Below are 16,414 nucleotides of genomic sequence, written 5' to 3'. Positions count from 1 at the left end.
TATCAAAAGAAACGGCAGTGAAGCAGGCTTTGACCGGGAAAAAATCGCGGCGGCGGTGGAAAAGTCGAACCTTGCGGGCGGGCAAACGCCGGAGCTGTCCCACGCGCAGGTGCAGCAGATTGCGCTGAATGTGGAAATCACGGCGGAGAAGGTTGGCCGGACACTGAACGTGGAGGAAATTCAAGAGCTGGTGGAGACGGAGCTCATGCGTCACAGCGCCTATGAAACGGCGAAGCGCTATATCCGCTATCGTTATACCCGGACGCTGGCCCGGGCCGCCAACACCACCGATAACCAGATTCTCAGCCTCATTGAGTGCAACAATGAGGAGGTTATGCAGGAAAATTCCAATAAGAATCCCACGGTGAACTCCGTCCAGCGGGACTATATGGCGGGCGAGGTGTCCAAGGACATCACCAAGCGTCTGCTGCTGCCGGCGGAAGTTGTGCAGGCCCACGAGGAAGGCGTGATTCATTTCCACGACATGGACTATTACGCCCAGCACATGCACAACTGCGACCTTGTGAATCTGGAGGATATGCTGCAAAACGGAACGGTGATTTCCGGCACGCTGATTGAAAAGCCCCACAGCTTTTCCACCGCTTGCAACATCGCCACGCAGATTATTGCGCAGGTGGCTTCCAGCCAGTATGGCGGACAGTCCATTTCTCTTGCCCATCTGGCGCCCTTTGTGCAGGTTTCTCGGGAGAAAATTCGGGGCGACGTGTTGGCCGAAGCCGCGACGATGGGCGGTCATCCCGAGGGAGAAGTTTTGAACCGGATTGTGGAAAAGCGCCTTCGCGCGGAGATCCGCCGTGGTGTGCAGACCATCCAGTATCAGGTTGTGACACTGCTGACCACCAACGGGCAGGCCCCGTTTGTGACGGTGTTCATGTATCTGGGCGAGGTATCCGACCCCCAGACCAAGCGGGACTTGTCAGTGATTATCGAAGAGACGCTGTCCCAGCGGTATCAGGGCGTGAAAAATGAGGCGGGAGTGTGGATTACCCCGGCGTTCCCCAAACTCATTTACGTTCTGGAGGAGGACAATGTCCGTCCCGGAACACCCTATTACTACCTGACGCAGATGGCGGCTAAATGTACTGCCAAGCGGATGGTGCCGGACTACATCTCTGAAAAGGTGATGGTTCAGAACAAAGTTGATAAAAATGGACAAGGCCACTGCTATACTTGCATGGGCTGCCGTTCGTTCCTCACGCCCTATGTGGACCCCGAGACGGGAAGCCCCAAGTATTACGGCCGATTTAATCAGGGCGTGGTCACCATCAATCTGGTGGATGTGGCATTGTCTTCCGGCGGGGATATGACCCGGTTTGAGGAGATTTTCTCTGAGAGACTGGAGCTTTGCTACCGATCGCTGATGTGCCGCCACGAGCGGCTGAAGGGCACGGTGTCCGATGCAGCGCCCATTCTGTGGCAGTATGGCGCGTTGGCCCGGCTGAAAAAGGGCGAAACCATCGACAAGCTGCTTTACGGCGGATATTCCACGCTGTCTCTGGGCTATGCGGGGCTTTACGAGTGCGTGAAGTATATGACCGGGAAATCCCACACCGACCCGGAGGCCACTCCCTTTGCGCTTTCTGTCATGCACCGGCTGAATCAGGCCACTGCCGCGTGGAAAGCCAAGGAGAACATCGACTTCTCCCTGTACGGAACCCCGCTGGAATCCACCACCTACCGGTTTGCCAAATGCCTGCAAAAGCGGTTTGGCATTGTTCCCGGCGTGACGGACAAGGCGTATATCACCAACAGCTATCACGTCCACGTATCCGAGGAAATCAACGCCTTTGACAAGCTGGAGTTTGAATCCCAGTTCCAAGCGTTGTCCCCGGGCGGAGCCATCAGCTATGTGGAGGTGCCCAACATGCAGGACAACATCCCCGCAGTGCTGAGCGTGATGGAGTATATTTACGATCACATTATGTATGCAGAGCTGAACACCAAGAGCGATTATTGCCAGACCTGCGGCTTTGACGGGGAAATCTCCATCGTGGAGGACGACGGCAAGCTGGTTTGGGAGTGCCCCAAGTGCGGCAGCCGGGACCAGAACAAGCTGAACGTGGCCCGGCGAACCTGCGGCTATATCGGGACCCAGTTCTGGAATCAGGGCCGGACCCAGGAGATTCGGGAGCGGGTGCTCCACCTGTAAATCAATGAAACAAAGCCCGCCGGAGCGACTCCGGCGGGACTTTTCGAGGGATGCCATGAATTATGCCAATCTCAAAACCTGTGACATTGCCAACGGCGTGGGGGTTCGGGTCAGCCTGTTCGTCTCCGGCTGTACCCATGGCTGCCCCGGCTGCTTTAACGCCGAGGCCCAGGATTTTCAATACGGAAAGCCCTTTACGCGGGAAACGGAGGAGCTGGTGCTCCGGGCGCTGGAGCCGTCCTATGTGGCGGGGCTGACGCTGTTGGGGGGCGAGCCCTTTGAGCCGGAAAACCAGCGTGCACTGCTGCCTTTTATCCGCCGCGTCCGGGCGGAATGCCCGGGGAAAACCGTGTGGGCCTTTTCCGGCTACACCTGGGAGGAGTTGACGGGGGAGAGCCGCGCCCGCTGCGAGGCAACGGATGAACTACTGACTCTCACCGATGTGCTGGTGGACGGGGAATTTGTGCAGTCTCTGAAGGACATTTCTCTGCGCTTTCGCGGCAGCGCCAACCAACGGATTATTGACGTGCCCGCTTCTTTGCAGAGGGGAGAGGCTGTCTTCTGGAAGGGATGACAGAGGAAACTCTTTCGCTTAGGGCGCATAGGCCTGCGCAAGCCCGTCTGGTTCGATGCGGCGGAGCAGGCTTGCACAGACCTTGAAGGTAAGAGATAATCGGGGCCGTGGAAAATATCCACGGCCCTCTGCATTTTACCGCTCCGGCGCTTAAAGTTGCCCGGACCTTTTTTACTCACATGGACTGGAATACATCTTTATTCTGCGTGAAATACTCCACGCCGGAATACAGGGTAGTCACCACAATCACCCAAACGCACGCGGCGTTCAGCACCTTTGGAATGGGCAAAAACATTAGCACAAGGCACACCATGGTGGCGGCGGTTTTCACCTTGCCGGACCAGCCGGCGGCGATAACCCGTCCCGCGTCCGACGCCAGCATTCTCAACCCGCTGACGGCAAATTCCCGGCAAATGACAATCAACAGCGCCCACGCGGGCATCTGCCCGATTTCCACAAACCAGAGCATGGCCGCAGTGACCAGCATTTTGTCGGCCAGAGGGTCTGCAAACTTTCCAAAGTCCGTGACGAGGTTTCTGGACCGGGCGATGTGGCCGTCCATCAAATCGGTGAGGCTTGCGAGAATGAAAATGGCCAGCGCGGCGTAATTCGCACCGGGGAAGCCCCAATACAGCACCACCATAAACACCGGAATCAGCAAAATGCGCAGCAGAGTCAGCTTATTCGGTAGATTCACCGTGGTTCACTCCTTTTCTCCGGTCAACTCGCCGTCCGTTGTTCCGGTGAGGCGTACGTTTACAAATTCTCCCGGTCGGGCCTCGTCGGCGTCAAACCAGATGCGTCCATCAATATCCGGAGACTCAGCATAGCTGCGCCCGTAATAGCGCTGAGCCTGAGGGTCAAAGCCCTCACACAAAACCTCCCGCACGGAACCGAGGACCGATTCATTGTATCCGTCAATCACGTCGGACTGCACATCCACCAGCAGCTCCGCCCGTCGGCGGGCTTCTGTTTCATCCACATGGTCCATTTTGGCGGCGGGAGTTCCCTCCTCGGGAGAGAAGGGGAACACACCTGCCCGTTCGATTTTCGTCTCCCGAAGAAATTCGCAAAGCTCTTCAAAAGCTGCGTCGTCCTCCAGAGGCAGTCCAGCGATAATGCTGGTGCGCAGCACCAGACCGGGGATCCGTGCCCGCAGCTTGGTCAAAAGGGCAAGCAGCTCCGCCTTGGTGTCCCGGCGGTTCATGGCCTTTAAAATTCGATCATTGCAGTGCTGGATGGGCAAGTCAATATACTTGAGAATTTTCGGCTCTGCGGCGATGACCTCCATCAGCTCGTCGTCAATCTCGTCGGGATAGAGGTAGTGGAGTCGAATCCAATGAAAGTCCAGCTTGCAAAGCTCTTGCAGCAGGGGAGCCAGCTGATGTTTTCCCGTCAGGTCCGTACCGTACCGGGTAATGTCCTGCGCGATGACGATCAGCTCTTTCACGCCCCGCTCTGCCAAATCCCGGGCTTCTTCAAGAAGGTGCTTCATGGGGCGGCTGCGGTATTTCCCGCGTAAAGAAGGAATGACACAATAGGCGCAGCGGTTGTCGCAGCCCTCTGCAATCCGCAGATACGCATACCAACTGGGGGTGGAGAGAACCCGTTCCCCCTCCTGCTCGGCCGTGTGAATGCTGCCAAAGCGGCAGGGCCGCTCACCGGCCATCACGGCGTCCACGGCGAAGGCCACGTCGCCGTAGCTTCCGGTGCCCAGCACGCCGTCCACCTCCGGCAGCTCGCCCAGCACATCCTCCTGATACCGCTGGGCCATGCAGCCGGTGACGAGAATCTTTTTAACCTTTCCCGCCCTTTTCAGCGTACCCATCTCCAAAATGTTGTCAATGGCTTCCTCACAGGCGGAGGCCAGAAAACCGCAGGTATTCACAACCGCTACATCCGCGCCCTCCGGCGCGGCGGCAACGGTATGGCCCGCAGCCTTGACGGTGGCCATCATCTGCTCACAGTTCACCTGATTTTTCGCGCAGCCAAGAGAAATAAACGCAACACTGTACTTCAAAATAGCTCCTCCATTGCATGGGTTTCGATTTGCGGGCCACACCAAGGGCGCAGCCCAACATGTCCTGGTTGTTTCGACGCGGCTCGGTCGTCTTTCGCGCCTTACGGGATAAACTTATTCTTAAAGCAATTCCAGCCCGCTTCGGCGCAGGCATTGCCTTTATCAAAGAGAGCTCAGGAATCGTCCGGCAGCTCCGCCCAAGCGGACAGCCCGGATCTTACATCGTTCCATCCAAAGCCCCGGCGGGCCAGCGCATCGGCGGCGCGTCGCCGCTCTCGCTCGTCCGGGGGACCTTTGCGAAAGCGGTCTTGCAGATACAACGCCACAAGCTCTTCAGGGGCCGGGGCCAAGGCCATGGCGTCTTCCCACAGCTCCCGGGGGACGCCGTGCTTGTACAGCTCGTCCCGGTAACGGGCGGGTCCGTAACCCTTTTCCGCGCAGTGACGCACCAGCAGGGCGGCGTATTCGCCGTCGTCCAGCGCGCCGATGGCCTCCAGCCACTCGGCGGCATAGCGCGCTTCCGTCTGTGACGCGCCCTTTTCCGTCAGCTTACGCTCCAAATCCCGGCGGGACATAGCCCGCCGCCCAATCAGCTCGGCAGCCCGGGCCTTTGCATCGGAGCCCGCGACGGCGGACTTCAGCCGTTCCAGTGTTTCCTCGTCCAGCTCGTCCCCGGCCCGCAAACCAAAGTCCAACAGTTCCTGCTCCGTGATTTTCAGCAGCGTCCCGTCCTCCAGAAACATCAGGACCCGCCCGGAAACATGCTTCGACCGCTCTAAACGGTCAATTTTCATCGTTGAAATCGTCCGCGTTTACATCCACAGCCCGGCCCGCCGCCTTGGCCGCCACACGGGACTGACCGGTGAGGAGTTTATCGAAGTTGGCGCGGATATCCGCCTCCAGCTTCTCCATCACTTCCGGGTTATCCCGCAGGTAATTTTTCGCAGTGTCCCGTCCCTGACCGATGCGGGTTTCCCCCATGGAGAACCAGGACCCGGACTTTTGCACCAAATCCAGCTTGATTCCCAAATCAATCAGCTCTCCGCTGCGGGAGATGCCCTCGCCGTACATGATGTCAAACTCCGCATCCCGGAACGGGGGGGCCATTTTGTTCTTCACCACTTTGGCACGGGTACGGTTGCCGATGATCTCCGAACCGTTTTTCAGGGCCTCGATGCGGCGCACGTCGATGCGAATGGAGGAATAGAACTTCAGCGCCCGCCCGCCGGTGGTGACCTCCGGATTACCGTAAGTAATGCCCACCTTTTCACGAAGCTGGTTGATAAAGATGACGGTGCAGTTGGTTTTTCCGATGGCACCGGTGAGCTTACGCAAGGCCTGACTCATCAGCCGGGCCTGAAGGCCCACGTAGCTGTCGCCCATGTCGCCCTCAATTTCCGCCCGGGGAACCAACGCGGCCACGCTGTCCACCACCACCACGTCGATGGCACCGGAGCGCACCAGTGCCTCAGTGATTTCCAGTGCCTGTTCGCCGGTGTCCGGCTGGGAGATCAGCATGTTCTCAATGTCCACGCCAAGAGCACGAGCATAGGAGGGATCCAGTGCGTGCTCCGCGTCCACAAAGGCCACTTCGCCGCCCTTTTTCTGGGCCTGCGCCACAACGTGCAGAGCGAGTGTGGTTTTACCGGAAGATTCCGGCCCGAAAATCTCAATAATGCGCCCCCGGGGCAGTCCTCCCACGCCCAGCGCCAGATCCAGCGCCAGCGATCCCGTGGGCACGGTGTCAATTTCCAGCTTGGACCGGTCTCCCAGGCGCATGATGGAGCCTTTTCCGTATGCCTTCTCAATCTGGGCAATGGCGTTTTTAATGGCCTGATCCTTGTCCGAGGCGATTTCCGCCTTCTTATCTGGCAGCGAGGATGCGGCTGCTTTATCTTTTGCCATAGTCTTCTTCCTCCTTATTTTTCGGACGGTACTGTAAAAAACCCTCTTGAAACGTTCAAGCAGAGGCACTGGTGCGGAGCCGGTTGACTGCTTACTGAATACGGCCTAAATCTCGGCACACAGCGTTCCGAACACCACACGAGGGATTTCGTTTGTGTCCTTCACCACCTGAATGTCCCCGAAGCCTGCGGTGCGCATCATGCGCAAAACGCTGTCCGCCTGCCCAATACCCACCTCAAAGTACAGCCGCCCGCCGGGAGCCAGCGCCTGCCGCCATCGATCCACAATGTCCCGGTAAAAGTCCAGCCCATCCGCGCCGCCGTCCAGCGCAAGGTGGGGCTCATAGTCCCGTACTGCCACGTCCAGAGAAGGAATGTCTCCCACGGGGATATAGGGGGGGTTGGAGACGATACAGTGAAACTCCCCCAGAGCGGGGGAGGGCTTCTGCCGCGCGTCGATCTGTATGGTGACAGCCCTTCCGGAAAGACCGCAGCGCCGCACGTTCTGGCGGCAGATTTTCAGTGCCGCTTCGCTCAGCTCACCCAGCACCACCCGGGCCTGAGGCACCCGGCAGCCGATGGCAAGCCCCACGCAGCCGCTGCCCGCACATAAGTCCAGCACGCGGCACTCGGAAAGGGGTGTGCAAAATTCGATGGCCTGCGCCGCCAGAACCTCTGTGTCCGTTCGGGGAATCAGCACAGCTGGGGAGATGTCCAGCGGCAGGCCGAAGAATTCCCACTCGCCCACAAGATATGCAACAGGTTCGCCGGCCAGCCGCCGGGCCAGCAGGTCGCGGGCCCGCTGCTCCAGCTCCGGCGTGGCGTACAGCCCCCCATCCCGCACCAAATCCTCCCGGCTTTTGCCGGTGGCAAAGCACGTCAGCTCCCGGGCCTCCAGCGTGGCCATCTCCACACCGGCGGCCTTCAAACCGGCACGAAGGTCCATATATAAATTGTTATAGGTCTTGGTCACGTTTGCTTCATCCTTTTTAAAAAGCTGTGTTCACCAGGCGTCTTGCCCCTTTTCCTTCGGCAACACCAATTCCAGTGAGCGGATGGCGCACTTAATCATAGCGTCCTCCGGCTCGTTGGTGGTGAAATTCTGCATCCACATGCCCGGGGCGGTTAGAGTCTTTGCAAGGCCAGAGCTGCTGCGTCCCACCCAGCGGTTAAATTCATAGGTAATGCCCACCACCAGCGGCAGCAACACCAGATGCACCAGCGTCCGCAGCCACACGTTGGTGATCGGCCAGATGCCGAACACCGCGGAGGAGATAAGAATGGACACAAAAATCACTACAAACAGGAAGCTTGTGCCGCAGCGGGGGTGATGCCGGGGCTGAATGCGTACGTTTTCCACCGTCAAAGGCAGACCCGCCTCATAGCAGAAGATGGTTTTGTGCTCCGCGCCATGGTATTGAAATACCCGGTAGATGTCCTTCATTTTTGAACAGCTAATTAGGTAAACCATGAAGATAATGATTTTTAAAACCCCTTCCACCACGTTGCGCCCCCACAGCGGAAAGCTGGGGAAGAAGTGCAGAATCCCGCCGGTGATCAACGTGGGCAGCACCAGAAACAGCAGCAGTGACATCCCCACGCCCACCACGGTGGCCACGGCAACCAGCATCGCCTCCAGTTTTTTACTGGACAAATGCTTTTCAAGCCACAGATCAAATTTGGATGGCTTTGCCGCCTCGTCCTCCGGGTAAAAGTCCGCGGAGTACATCAGGGCCTTTACCCCCTTGACCATGGAGTCCAAAAAGTTCACGGTGCCCCGCACCAGCGGCCAGCCCAAAAATGGGTGCCGCTCCTTGATGAGGTGAAGCTCTTCCACCTTTTCAACCAGATTTCCCTCGTGATCTCGCACGACAATGGCCTGCTTTTCAGGTCCGCGCATCAAAATGCCCTCGATCAAAGCCTGTCCGCCGATGCTGGTGCGGAAGGCGCAGGATTTGTTTTCTGCCATGTGTGGTCCTTTCTAGTTACTTAGAATAGCACAAGATTTATGGAAATGCAACGTTTGTTCTATATTATTTTTTGCCGTCTGTGTGTTTTGGCGGCAAAGACGCCCACGCGCCCGCCGCACAAGGCGGCGGACGGCAAAGACGAATTTTTCAGTTTCCGATTGGCAGGGAGACGGTCACTACTGTGCCGCCGCCCTGTGCGTTGGCAATGTCAAATATTCCGCTGTGCAGGGTGACAATTTCGTTGCACACCGCAAGGCCAATGCCGCTGCCTCGGGCCTTGGAAGAGCCCTTGTAAAACTTCTGTTTCACATAAGGCAGCTCCGCCTCCGGAATGCCGGGGCCGAAGTCCCGCACTCGAACTACCTCGTATTCGTTTTCAAGAGCCACAGAGGCGACAATCCGTTTGCCGGAGCCGCCATGCTTGGCGGCGTTGTCCAGCACGTTGCAAAATACCTGCTTCAGACGCTCCGGGTCGGCGGAGATAGGGGGGAGGTCCTCACCGTCCGCGTCGTAGTCCAGCTCGATATCCTCCTGACGGAACAGCTCACGGTAGGTGAAAATCGCGTCTTCAAACTCGCTGCGCAGGTCCACTCCGGATTCTACCCGCAAAGTGAAGCGCCCGTCCTCCATCTTGGAGAACTCCAAAAGTTCCTCCACCATGGTACTCAGGCGGCGTGCCTCCCGCAGGATGATGCGGATGCCTTTGCGAAGCTGCGCCGGATCGCCGGAGGCGTCTGCCAAGATCGTCTCGCCCCAGCCGTTGATGGCGGTGAGAGGAGTGCGCAGCTCGTGAGATACGGAGGAAATAAACTCCGTTTTCATTTTCTCATTTCGCCCGATTTTCAAAGACATGTCATTGATGTTATTCACCAGCTCGCCCAGCTCGTCGGTGTACCTGTTTTCAATTTGAAGCCCGTATCCACCGGCGGAAATCCGTTTCGCCGCATCGGACACCACCGCCACCGGCTCCACAACCCGGTTGATAAACAAGAGGTTTGAAACCACTACCATCGCCATGCAGACCGCCGCAATTAAAAATACTGCCAGAACCGATAAAAGCACCTGCCGGTCCACGTCCCTTAATCCCGTCACCAGCCGTAGCACGCCCACCACCCGACTGTTGAACATCAGCGGATAGGAGACGGAAAGAATGCGCTCTCCCGTGGCGGGGTCCTCGCCCTGAAACACGGACTTTTCCCCGGTGGAAACCGCATCGGGGATATCAGCGGTTCTGGGAGAGGTTCCCACAGTGAGTCCGTAGCTGGAGGCCTGGATGCGTCCGCTGGGACTGATAAACTGCAATTCAATGCGGTCCTTGTCTTCGAAGGAATCCGTGGAGTACACCGCCATCTGATAATACTCGGCATAGCTGTTCATAAAATAGCTGTTGAAGGAGTCAGTCGCTTCCTGCGCCCGAATTTCCAGACCCCGCTGCATTCCGCCATAATAATAGCTGGCAACGCCGGCGGAAAACAGCGTCACAATCAGCACCAGCAGGGCCAGCACCGGCATAATGGTGTTGAGAATCCACCGCTGGCGCAGTCCGCCAATGTGCAGATATTTTTTTCGCGAGTGATTGCCTGTATTCGGCATGGTTTTCCGTCCTCTTTTTTGTTTTATCTTCCGTACGGCGTCACAGGCCCCATTTGTAGCCGTAACCCCAGATGGTGGTGATATATGCGGGGTTTGCAACGTCGTCCTCGATTTTCAGACGGAGACGGCGGATGTTTACATCCACGATTTTCAGCTCCGCGAAATAGTCCCTGCCCCAGACCGTGTCCAGAATTTCCTCCCGGCTCAGGGCCTTTCCGGGATTCTCCATAAACATCTTTACAATGGAATACTCCACCTGTGTCAGCTTGATGCGCTTGCCGTTTTTCTCCAGCGTCCGGTTCCGGGTGTTCAGCAAAAAGGGCGGCTGACTCAGCTCCCCCGCAGGGATGGGATCCTCGCCTCCCGCCCTGCGAAACAGGGCGTCCACTCGGGCGGTAAGCTCGGCGGGAGAGAAGGGTTTTGTTACATAGTCGTCCGCCCCGGTCATCAGACCCGTCACCTTGTCCATCTCCTGCGTGCGGGCGGTAAGCATAATAATGCCGATTTTCGTGTTGGTGGCTCGAATCCGACGGCAAACCTCAAATCCGTCAATTCCCGGCAACATAATGTCCAGCAGCGCTACGGTCACGTCCGGGTTTTCCCGCAGCCGATCCATGGCGTCCTCGCCCGTTTCCGCCTCAATGGCATCATAACCCGCTCGGCGCAGATTGATGACGATGAAATCGCGGATGCTGGACTCGTCCTCCAATACCAGAACTTTTTTCATAAGTGCTCCGTCCTTTCCCGGTATACTCAGTTGTCTCCCGCCAGCCACTCTCCGGTGATCAAGCTGAAAGCGGTGCGCAACTCGTCCTCTGTCATGCTCAGGGGCCAGGCATTGTTGGCCTCTGGCAACAGCTCTGCGGAGTAAACCGTTTCAGCCCGGCGGCTGAGAATGAATCGCCCGCCTCGCAAGGCCTTAATCTCTCGGCTGCTTCCGGTGACGGCGCTGATTTTCAAAAAATCTTGCGTCCCGGTATCGTCCCAGTAAGAGAAGGTTACGGTGGCTTCCTCCGGGCCAGAGTCCCGTCGAACAGTTATCTGATTCAGCCAGCTCTCCGGCAGAACCAGATACCAGCCGTCCTCCACGTCGTGGTAGGTGGACGCCACACGAGTGGAAGCGCCCGAAATATCATAGCCTCGCCACTCGATGCGATAATAGCCCTGCCCGCCCTCGGACATGGCGATCAGTGCCGGAACCGGCGCTTCGGTGGTTTTGTCGCCGTTGATGTCTGTGGGGTAGAGGGAGAGGAACCGGGCAATCTCGGTGGACATACCGGTGATGTCGGAGAGAACGATGTTGTCCAGCTCTCCATCCCGGTCCACCAAAATATCCGTGACTGCGGTGGTGGAATCTGACACGCCAACCACAAACAGCGCTGGTGTTCCGTCCTGCAAGGCACCGGGTACCACCCGGCCCAGATTGCTCAGCTCCGCCATGGTGACGGATATTTTGCAGGAGGATTTCAGCGCCATCGTCCCGTCCTGCCAGACATACCGCTCGGCGACGCCCATGCCCTCCGTGTCCGCACGGAAGGCCACCAGCTCGCTGCGGCCGTCTGCGTCCAGATCCGTCAAGACGTATTTGACATAAGTGATGCGCAGAAGTTCCTCGGGCTGTTGGCCACGCAGGGCATAAATGGTCAGCGCCTGCATCTCGGAGGCGGTCTTCCAGCCCACCGCCAGCTCCGTATAGCCGTCCCCGTCAAAATCACTGTATACGATGCTGAAGATGGCGCTGCCGCTGCCCTCAATTACGGCGGAAAGGTGATAGCTTCCGTCGCTGGCACTGAAAATATAGATTTTCAGAGGTTTTTCCTCATTGGGCTTGCGCATGAAGGCGAGAGCTTCCTCTTGTCCATCTCCGTCCAGATCCACGAGTTGGACCGGCTGGATGTTGGATCCGGACGTGGGGGCGGCATATTCCGCTCCCTGTTCAATCAGCGCGTTGATGCTGGCCTCCAGCTCTCGGTATTCGGCAGGAAGGCTGGGCAGGCTGTAAAGGTCCTCCGCGGTTTCCGGCTTCAATCCGGCGCAGCCGCTTAAAAAGAGGAAGACAGCTGATAATAGGGAGACTGCGGCCAGGAACCTCAGCTTGTTTTTCAATGCGTCCGCCTCCTTCCCGTCGCCTCGTTGGGGCTCAAACTTTTTTATCTCAATTGTAACAGTATATCATATCTTTTTTCGGTTTGGTAGTGTTTCTTCGCGTTTCCCGGCGCAATTTACCGACTGTTCATGTTCCAAAATTCTGCGTGCGGCGGTTTCCCTGCAATTTTAGCAAAATTACACTTTACATTTCTAAAAATCATGCTATAATATCATTTGTCTCTGGCTTCGGAGGATATCGGCGTGCGTCTTGCACTGCGGGTGGATCTTGTTTGCCGGGGCCGCAGCCAGACAATTGGCGCGATAGTTGTCGTGTCGGTCTGCACTGAAAAATATTTGGGGGCGTAGCTCAGCTGGGAGAGCGTACGGTTCGCATCCGTAAGGTCGAGAGTTCGATCCTCTTCGTCTCCACCAAGTTCGGGAAAAGCTATTAAAAGTAGCTTTTCCCGAACTTTTTTATGCGGTGCGTGACTCGGGTGCCTGCATTTTGTTTTGCCTCGAATTGCCAGTGTAAAAGCCCTGCAATTCTTCAAAGGAATCTACTTCGCGTTTGGGGGAAGCATCGCTATTTATGATTTTATCCATATACATTACCTCGCTTTAGAATAACTGAAAGATGATGTATATAACTCATTTCCTTTTTATTATTCGGTTGTCAAGGAGCAGTGTACATCATCATTATTACACCTGATATGAGTACATGCAAACATGTCGAACGTCTTATTTGGGTTGGCAGGCAGCAAGCAAGGATTTTAGAATATTGTCGAGGAAATTTTCTTTCCTCTTTTCAAGGCAGGATGGGAGATAATTGATTTTCACGTGGCATCCCTCTATCGTCAACACCTGGGTTCTGCCATCGGTCTGCTGATTCATTGGAAAAACAGGCTCTAACATTCTTTGCTCCATAGATAGACACTGCTTTCACTTCTCCGCAGATAGTAGGCGGCTTCGGCGTGTTCGTAAGAATCCATGAGGGCTACAACCTCGTCCGGCACCTCAATGACGTAGTCTGTGCTATAAAAATCGGGATAGTATTTCCGTAAATAAATCTTGACCATTTTTTATTCCTCCGTTTCGACTTTTGGGATTTTCGAAACAGAGGGAGGTGGGAACCGGCACCCGACTGAATTACCCTTTATACGAATTATACGAAAAAGAGGCCCATTTGAACATAATCCAAATGAGCTTTTTTCCCGTTGATTCTATATGCCTACTTTTATGTCAATTGTTACCATGCCACCGCCTGTGGTAGAAAAATTTGCTATTGCAAGAGTTCCGCCATGTTGCTTTACAATGGAATCAGCAATAAATAGTCCCATTCCGTAATGCAGTTTCGAACTGCGGCTGAAATCACCCTGATAGAATTGATTTGTTGCATTTCTCAAATCTTCGGGAGAAAACCCTTTCCCGCTGTCGGTAACGGTGAATCTGAGTTTATTGTCCTCCCCTGACACGGAAAACAAAATTGCACCCTGTTCCGGAGAATAGTCAACCGCGTTTGACACGATGTTTATAATGGCCCTTTGCATTAAGGAAGCGTCAATGCTGATGGTATCCGGCAGGTTTTTTTCATCGAATTCTGTTTTTAATTGCTTCACCGAGGCAATCGCATTGATTTGCGCATACAGGTCATCTAAAAAGGTTCTTATGTTGACATCCTTTTGCTGAATGGAATAACCGGTTTCCGCTTTGGAGATGTCGATCAGCATCTGAACATACTGCTCCATTTGATCCGCGTTCTTCATGATATAGCGGGTGCACTCTTTCTGTTCCTCCGTTTGTTTTGTGTCGCACAGCATTTCCGCATTACCCCTGACAACAGTAAGCGGGGTTTTCAGATCATGCGCCAATGCGGAAATCTGTGTTTTTTTCATCTGTTCCATTTTCCATTGTCTTTCCAACGAGAGTCTTAATTCCGTTTTCATGCTGTCAAGGGATTGCATGGCGGCGTCGATTTCCTCAATACCGCTGTATTGAATTTCAAACGCAAGGTCTTTTTCCCTTATTTTTTCCGTGGCATTTTGCAGCGGAATGAGCTTATGGCTGATCTTTCTGCCGTAAAGCCTGGAGAGAAGGATAATCTCAAATAAAAACGCTGCAAGGATGATCCAAAACAGCAAAACCTCAGGTACGGGCAGATGCTCCCGCAAAAGCTTCGATGAAAATTGGGACATAGAGGAATACTGAACGATGCAAAACCCATTTGGTCGTTCAATCGGGAAATAGCAATCCACATTCAGTCCTGTGTACAGAAGGCTTCCCGAGACGGTTCTGCCGCTCCGGACAACGTCCCATGCCGCAGCGGCCTCGGATGCTGGCATGCTTCCCGATAAAAACTCACCATTTTTACTTACAACAGCATATTCGCAGGTCTTGGGAATCAACTCCGCACTCACGGTTTCGGCTGACGCAATCGCAGCCTTTTGACGTTCAATGGATGCTTCCACATCACCCACAGAGATAATAAAGCTGGTCTTCAGCGCTACAAAAAGCAGTCCTATGCCGAGCAGAACAATCAAGACAAAACCAGCAAAAAGGGTCAGTAAATACCGAGTGAAGAAGGTTCTTAATCTGATGTTCCTGTTTCTCAGTCCCATTTATATCCAATCCCCCAAACCGTTGAAATCGGAGACAGTTGATAGACGGCAAGTTTTGCCCTGATGTTTTTTATATGCACGGCTACCGTAAAGCTGTCGCCCTCCGCGTCATAACCGCAAACTGCGTCATAAATCTGATCTTTGGAAAACACCTGACCGTGGTTATTCGCAAGGAATTCACAGATCCCGTATTCTTTTTTAGTGAGTGGAATTTTTTGTCCCTTTGCGGTCAATTCCTTTGCCGCTAGATTGAATTCAAATCCGGGCAGGAGAAGAACATTCCGTTTTTCACGTTTTTCCCTGCGCAGATGCGCGTTGACCCGTGCTCTCAGCTCTCCGGTGCTGAACGGTTTTTTGATGTAATCATCTGCACCTAAGCCAAGCCCGTACATCACATCGGATTCCATTGTTTTCGCAGTGAGAAACAGGATGGGGCAATCCACCAGATCCCGCACCTTCTGACAAAAGGTAAATCCATTTGTCCCCGGCATCATAACATCCAACAAGATCAAGTTATAATAATTCAGTGTTTTTAAATTGATTTGGTCGGGCGATTCCGCTGTTGTTACCAAGTGGCTATCCTTCTCCAGAGCCCTCTTAATCAGAGCCAGAATATCCGGCTCATCATCAACGGCAAGAATGTTTGCCACAGTCGCATCTCCTTCCATGTATAATAATTTAACATGCTTATATACTTTTGTTTTTATTACTGGCAGGTCGCGATGCGGTATTCTGAGTTGATTTCAACCGCAACGGAATTGGATGCATCTGTGTTTTGAATCGCGTGGACTTCGCCATATGCCCAACTTTCACGCGGTTGCTTACTGGAGCCCGTTCCATCCCAATCAATCGCATTTAAATCTTTTTGGGAAATTTCCAGCGTTGTACCTTTGTCAAAGACAATCGATTTCGCAATAATATCAAGATATTCACCCACTTGCTTGTCAGGGACAATTTGATCGGTGATCTGATACACCTGATCCGCCATGATCAACTGTGTGCAGTCTTGAGGATTCACCGAAAACTCTCCATCCAATGTAACAGCCCGCTGTTTGCTATAATCAAAGACATTACCGGAGTCCGTTACGGAGTCGGAGAGGATCGCCTTGTGATATTCTCCGTTTGCATCGACAAGCAGTACCTGTATCGTTTCATCCTTACAAGCGTAAACATTGAGAAACGGAATCAGATAGGCGGCATCCGGCTGCGTATCGGCAATATCGGCCAGGCTCTTAATCGTGGCCTTTTCCGTATCCTGCTGAAGCAGAATTTCCCCTTTTTTATCAACCACGGCAAGCTTCCTGATATAGCCCACCCAGCTGCCGAGCTCCTCTTTTGAAACGGTATCCTCAAGAATTGTATAGCTTTTTTCCTGATAAGTAAACTGCGCGATATTTTCAGTATTGAGAGAACATTCGTCCTTGCCGTTGGAGTATTGTTCTATCTTTTGACTTATGACGGAACAGCCGGATAACAATCC

At 54.5% G+C, this 16,414-nt stretch carries 15 protein-coding genes and 1 tRNA gene; 3 read left to right on the top strand and 13 right to left on the bottom strand.

The genetic code is table 11. From position 1 onward, the window contains the following. The first annotated feature begins 1 nt into the window (after position 1). Positions 2-2,170, top strand: coding sequence for an anaerobic ribonucleoside-triphosphate reductase (gene nrdD, locus RT018_RS11320; RefSeq protein WP_312942013.1), 2,169 nt, complete (start codon positions 2-4; stop codon positions 2,168-2,170). Between the two features lie 55 nt (positions 2,171-2,225). Beyond that, positions 2,226-2,744 (top strand): anaerobic ribonucleoside-triphosphate reductase activating protein, encoded by a 519-nt coding sequence (gene nrdG, locus RT018_RS11315; protein WP_312942012.1) that lies wholly within the window; start codon positions 2,226-2,228, stop codon positions 2,742-2,744. 175 nt (positions 2,745-2,919) lie between these two features. Here nrdG and pgsA read toward each other — a convergent pair whose 3' ends face one another. The 9 genes from pgsA to RT018_RS11270 form a co-directional block, all read right to left on the bottom strand. Continuing rightward, positions 2,920-3,441: a CDP-diacylglycerol--glycerol-3-phosphate 3-phosphatidyltransferase gene (pgsA, locus tag RT018_RS11310; RefSeq protein WP_312942010.1), complete on the bottom strand. Its 522-nt coding sequence runs from the start codon at positions 3,439-3,441 to the stop codon at positions 2,920-2,922. A 6-nt stretch (positions 3,442-3,447) separates the two neighbouring features. Further along, positions 3,448-4,764: a 30S ribosomal protein S12 methylthiotransferase RimO gene (gene rimO / locus RT018_RS11305; RefSeq protein ID WP_312942008.1), complete on the bottom strand. Its 1,317-nt coding sequence runs from the start codon at positions 4,762-4,764 to the stop codon at positions 3,448-3,450. A 173-nt stretch (positions 4,765-4,937) separates the two neighbouring features. Next, positions 4,938-5,558, bottom strand: a complete 621-nt coding sequence (locus RT018_RS11300; RefSeq protein ID WP_312942006.1) for a regulatory protein RecX — start codon at positions 5,556-5,558, stop codon at positions 4,938-4,940. Further along, positions 5,548-6,669 carry a recombinase RecA gene (gene recA / locus RT018_RS11295; protein ID WP_312942003.1) on the bottom strand — a complete coding sequence of 374 codons (1,122 nt, stop codon included), beginning with the start codon at positions 6,667-6,669 and terminating at the stop codon, positions 5,548-5,550. The genes RT018_RS11300 and recA overlap by 11 nt, the downstream gene beginning before the upstream one ends. A 105-nt stretch (positions 6,670-6,774) precedes the next feature. Beyond that, positions 6,775-7,641, bottom strand: a complete 867-nt coding sequence (prmC, locus tag RT018_RS11290; RefSeq protein WP_312942001.1) for a peptide chain release factor N(5)-glutamine methyltransferase — start codon at positions 7,639-7,641, stop codon at positions 6,775-6,777. A 30-nt stretch (positions 7,642-7,671) separates the two neighbouring features. Then, entirely contained in the window at positions 7,672-8,637 is a 966-nt protein-coding gene (locus RT018_RS11285; protein ID WP_312941998.1) for a DUF1385 domain-containing protein, read from the bottom strand. Between the two features lie 148 nt (positions 8,638-8,785). Further along, on the bottom strand, positions 8,786-10,231 hold the full coding sequence (locus RT018_RS11280) for a HAMP domain-containing sensor histidine kinase (RefSeq protein WP_312941997.1): 1,446 nt from the start codon (positions 10,229-10,231) through the stop codon (positions 8,786-8,788). Between the two features lie 40 nt (positions 10,232-10,271). Continuing rightward, complete coding sequence (locus RT018_RS11275) at positions 10,272-10,958, bottom strand: response regulator transcription factor (protein WP_312941994.1); 687 nt, start codon at positions 10,956-10,958, stop codon at positions 10,272-10,274. A 26-nt stretch (positions 10,959-10,984) separates the two neighbouring features. Next, positions 10,985-12,337, bottom strand: coding sequence for a VCBS repeat-containing protein (locus tag RT018_RS11270; protein WP_312941991.1), 1,353 nt, complete (start codon positions 12,335-12,337; stop codon positions 10,985-10,987). A gap of 338 nt (positions 12,338-12,675) precedes the next feature. Between RT018_RS11270 and RT018_RS11265 the strand changes: the two genes are divergently transcribed. Further along, positions 12,676-12,751 (top strand) — tRNA-Ala (locus tag RT018_RS11265). A 473-nt stretch (positions 12,752-13,224) separates the two neighbouring features. Here RT018_RS11265 and RT018_RS11260 read toward each other — a convergent pair. The 4 genes from RT018_RS11260 to RT018_RS11245 form a co-directional block, all read right to left on the bottom strand. Next, positions 13,225-13,395 (bottom strand): hypothetical protein, encoded by a 171-nt coding sequence (locus RT018_RS11260; protein WP_312941989.1) that lies wholly within the window; start codon positions 13,393-13,395, stop codon positions 13,225-13,227. A 144-nt stretch (positions 13,396-13,539) separates the two neighbouring features. Then, complete coding sequence (locus tag RT018_RS11255) at positions 13,540-14,934, bottom strand: HAMP domain-containing sensor histidine kinase (protein ID WP_312941987.1); 1,395 nt, start codon at positions 14,932-14,934, stop codon at positions 13,540-13,542. Next, entirely contained in the window at positions 14,925-15,584 is a 660-nt protein-coding gene (locus RT018_RS11250) for a response regulator transcription factor (protein ID WP_312941986.1), read from the bottom strand. Before RT018_RS11250 ends, RT018_RS11255 begins: the two co-directional genes overlap by 10 nt. 56 nt (positions 15,585-15,640) lie before the next feature. Beyond that, positions 15,641-16,414: NisI/SpaI family lantibiotic immunity lipoprotein (locus RT018_RS11245; protein ID WP_312941983.1), on the bottom strand; the 774-nt coding region annotated here is incomplete at its 5' end.

It is taken from the genome of Oscillibacter sp., assembly GCF_032060045.1.
Taxonomy (GTDB): domain Bacteria; phylum Bacillota; class Clostridia; order Oscillospirales; family Oscillospiraceae; genus Oscillibacter.
The sequence above is the reverse complement of the archived record's forward strand: the minus strand, read 5'-3'. Positions and strand labels throughout refer to the sequence as shown.

Coding starts and splice junctions, on each gene's coding strand:
- nrdG (WP_312942012.1), top strand. CDS start 2,226: ATGAATTATGCCAATCTCAAAACCTGTGACATTGCCAACGGCGTGGGG.
- RT018_RS11300 (WP_312942006.1), bottom strand. CDS start 5,558: ATGAAAATTGACCGTTTAGAGCGGTCGAAGCATGTTTCCGGGCGGGTC.
- recA (WP_312942003.1), bottom strand. CDS start 6,669: ATGGCAAAAGATAAAGCAGCCGCATCCTCGCTGCCAGATAAGAAGGCG.
- RT018_RS11285 (WP_312941998.1), bottom strand. CDS start 8,637: ATGGCAGAAAACAAATCCTGCGCCTTCCGCACCAGCATCGGCGGACAG.
- RT018_RS11280 (WP_312941997.1), bottom strand. CDS start 10,231: ATGCCGAATACAGGCAATCACTCGCGAAAAAAATATCTGCACATTGGC.
- RT018_RS11275 (WP_312941994.1), bottom strand. CDS start 10,958: ATGAAAAAAGTTCTGGTATTGGAGGACGAGTCCAGCATCCGCGATTTC.
- RT018_RS11260 (WP_312941989.1), bottom strand. CDS start 13,395: ATGGTCAAGATTTATTTACGGAAATACTATCCCGATTTTTATAGCACA.
- RT018_RS11255 (WP_312941987.1), bottom strand. CDS start 14,934: ATGGGACTGAGAAACAGGAACATCAGATTAAGAACCTTCTTCACTCGG.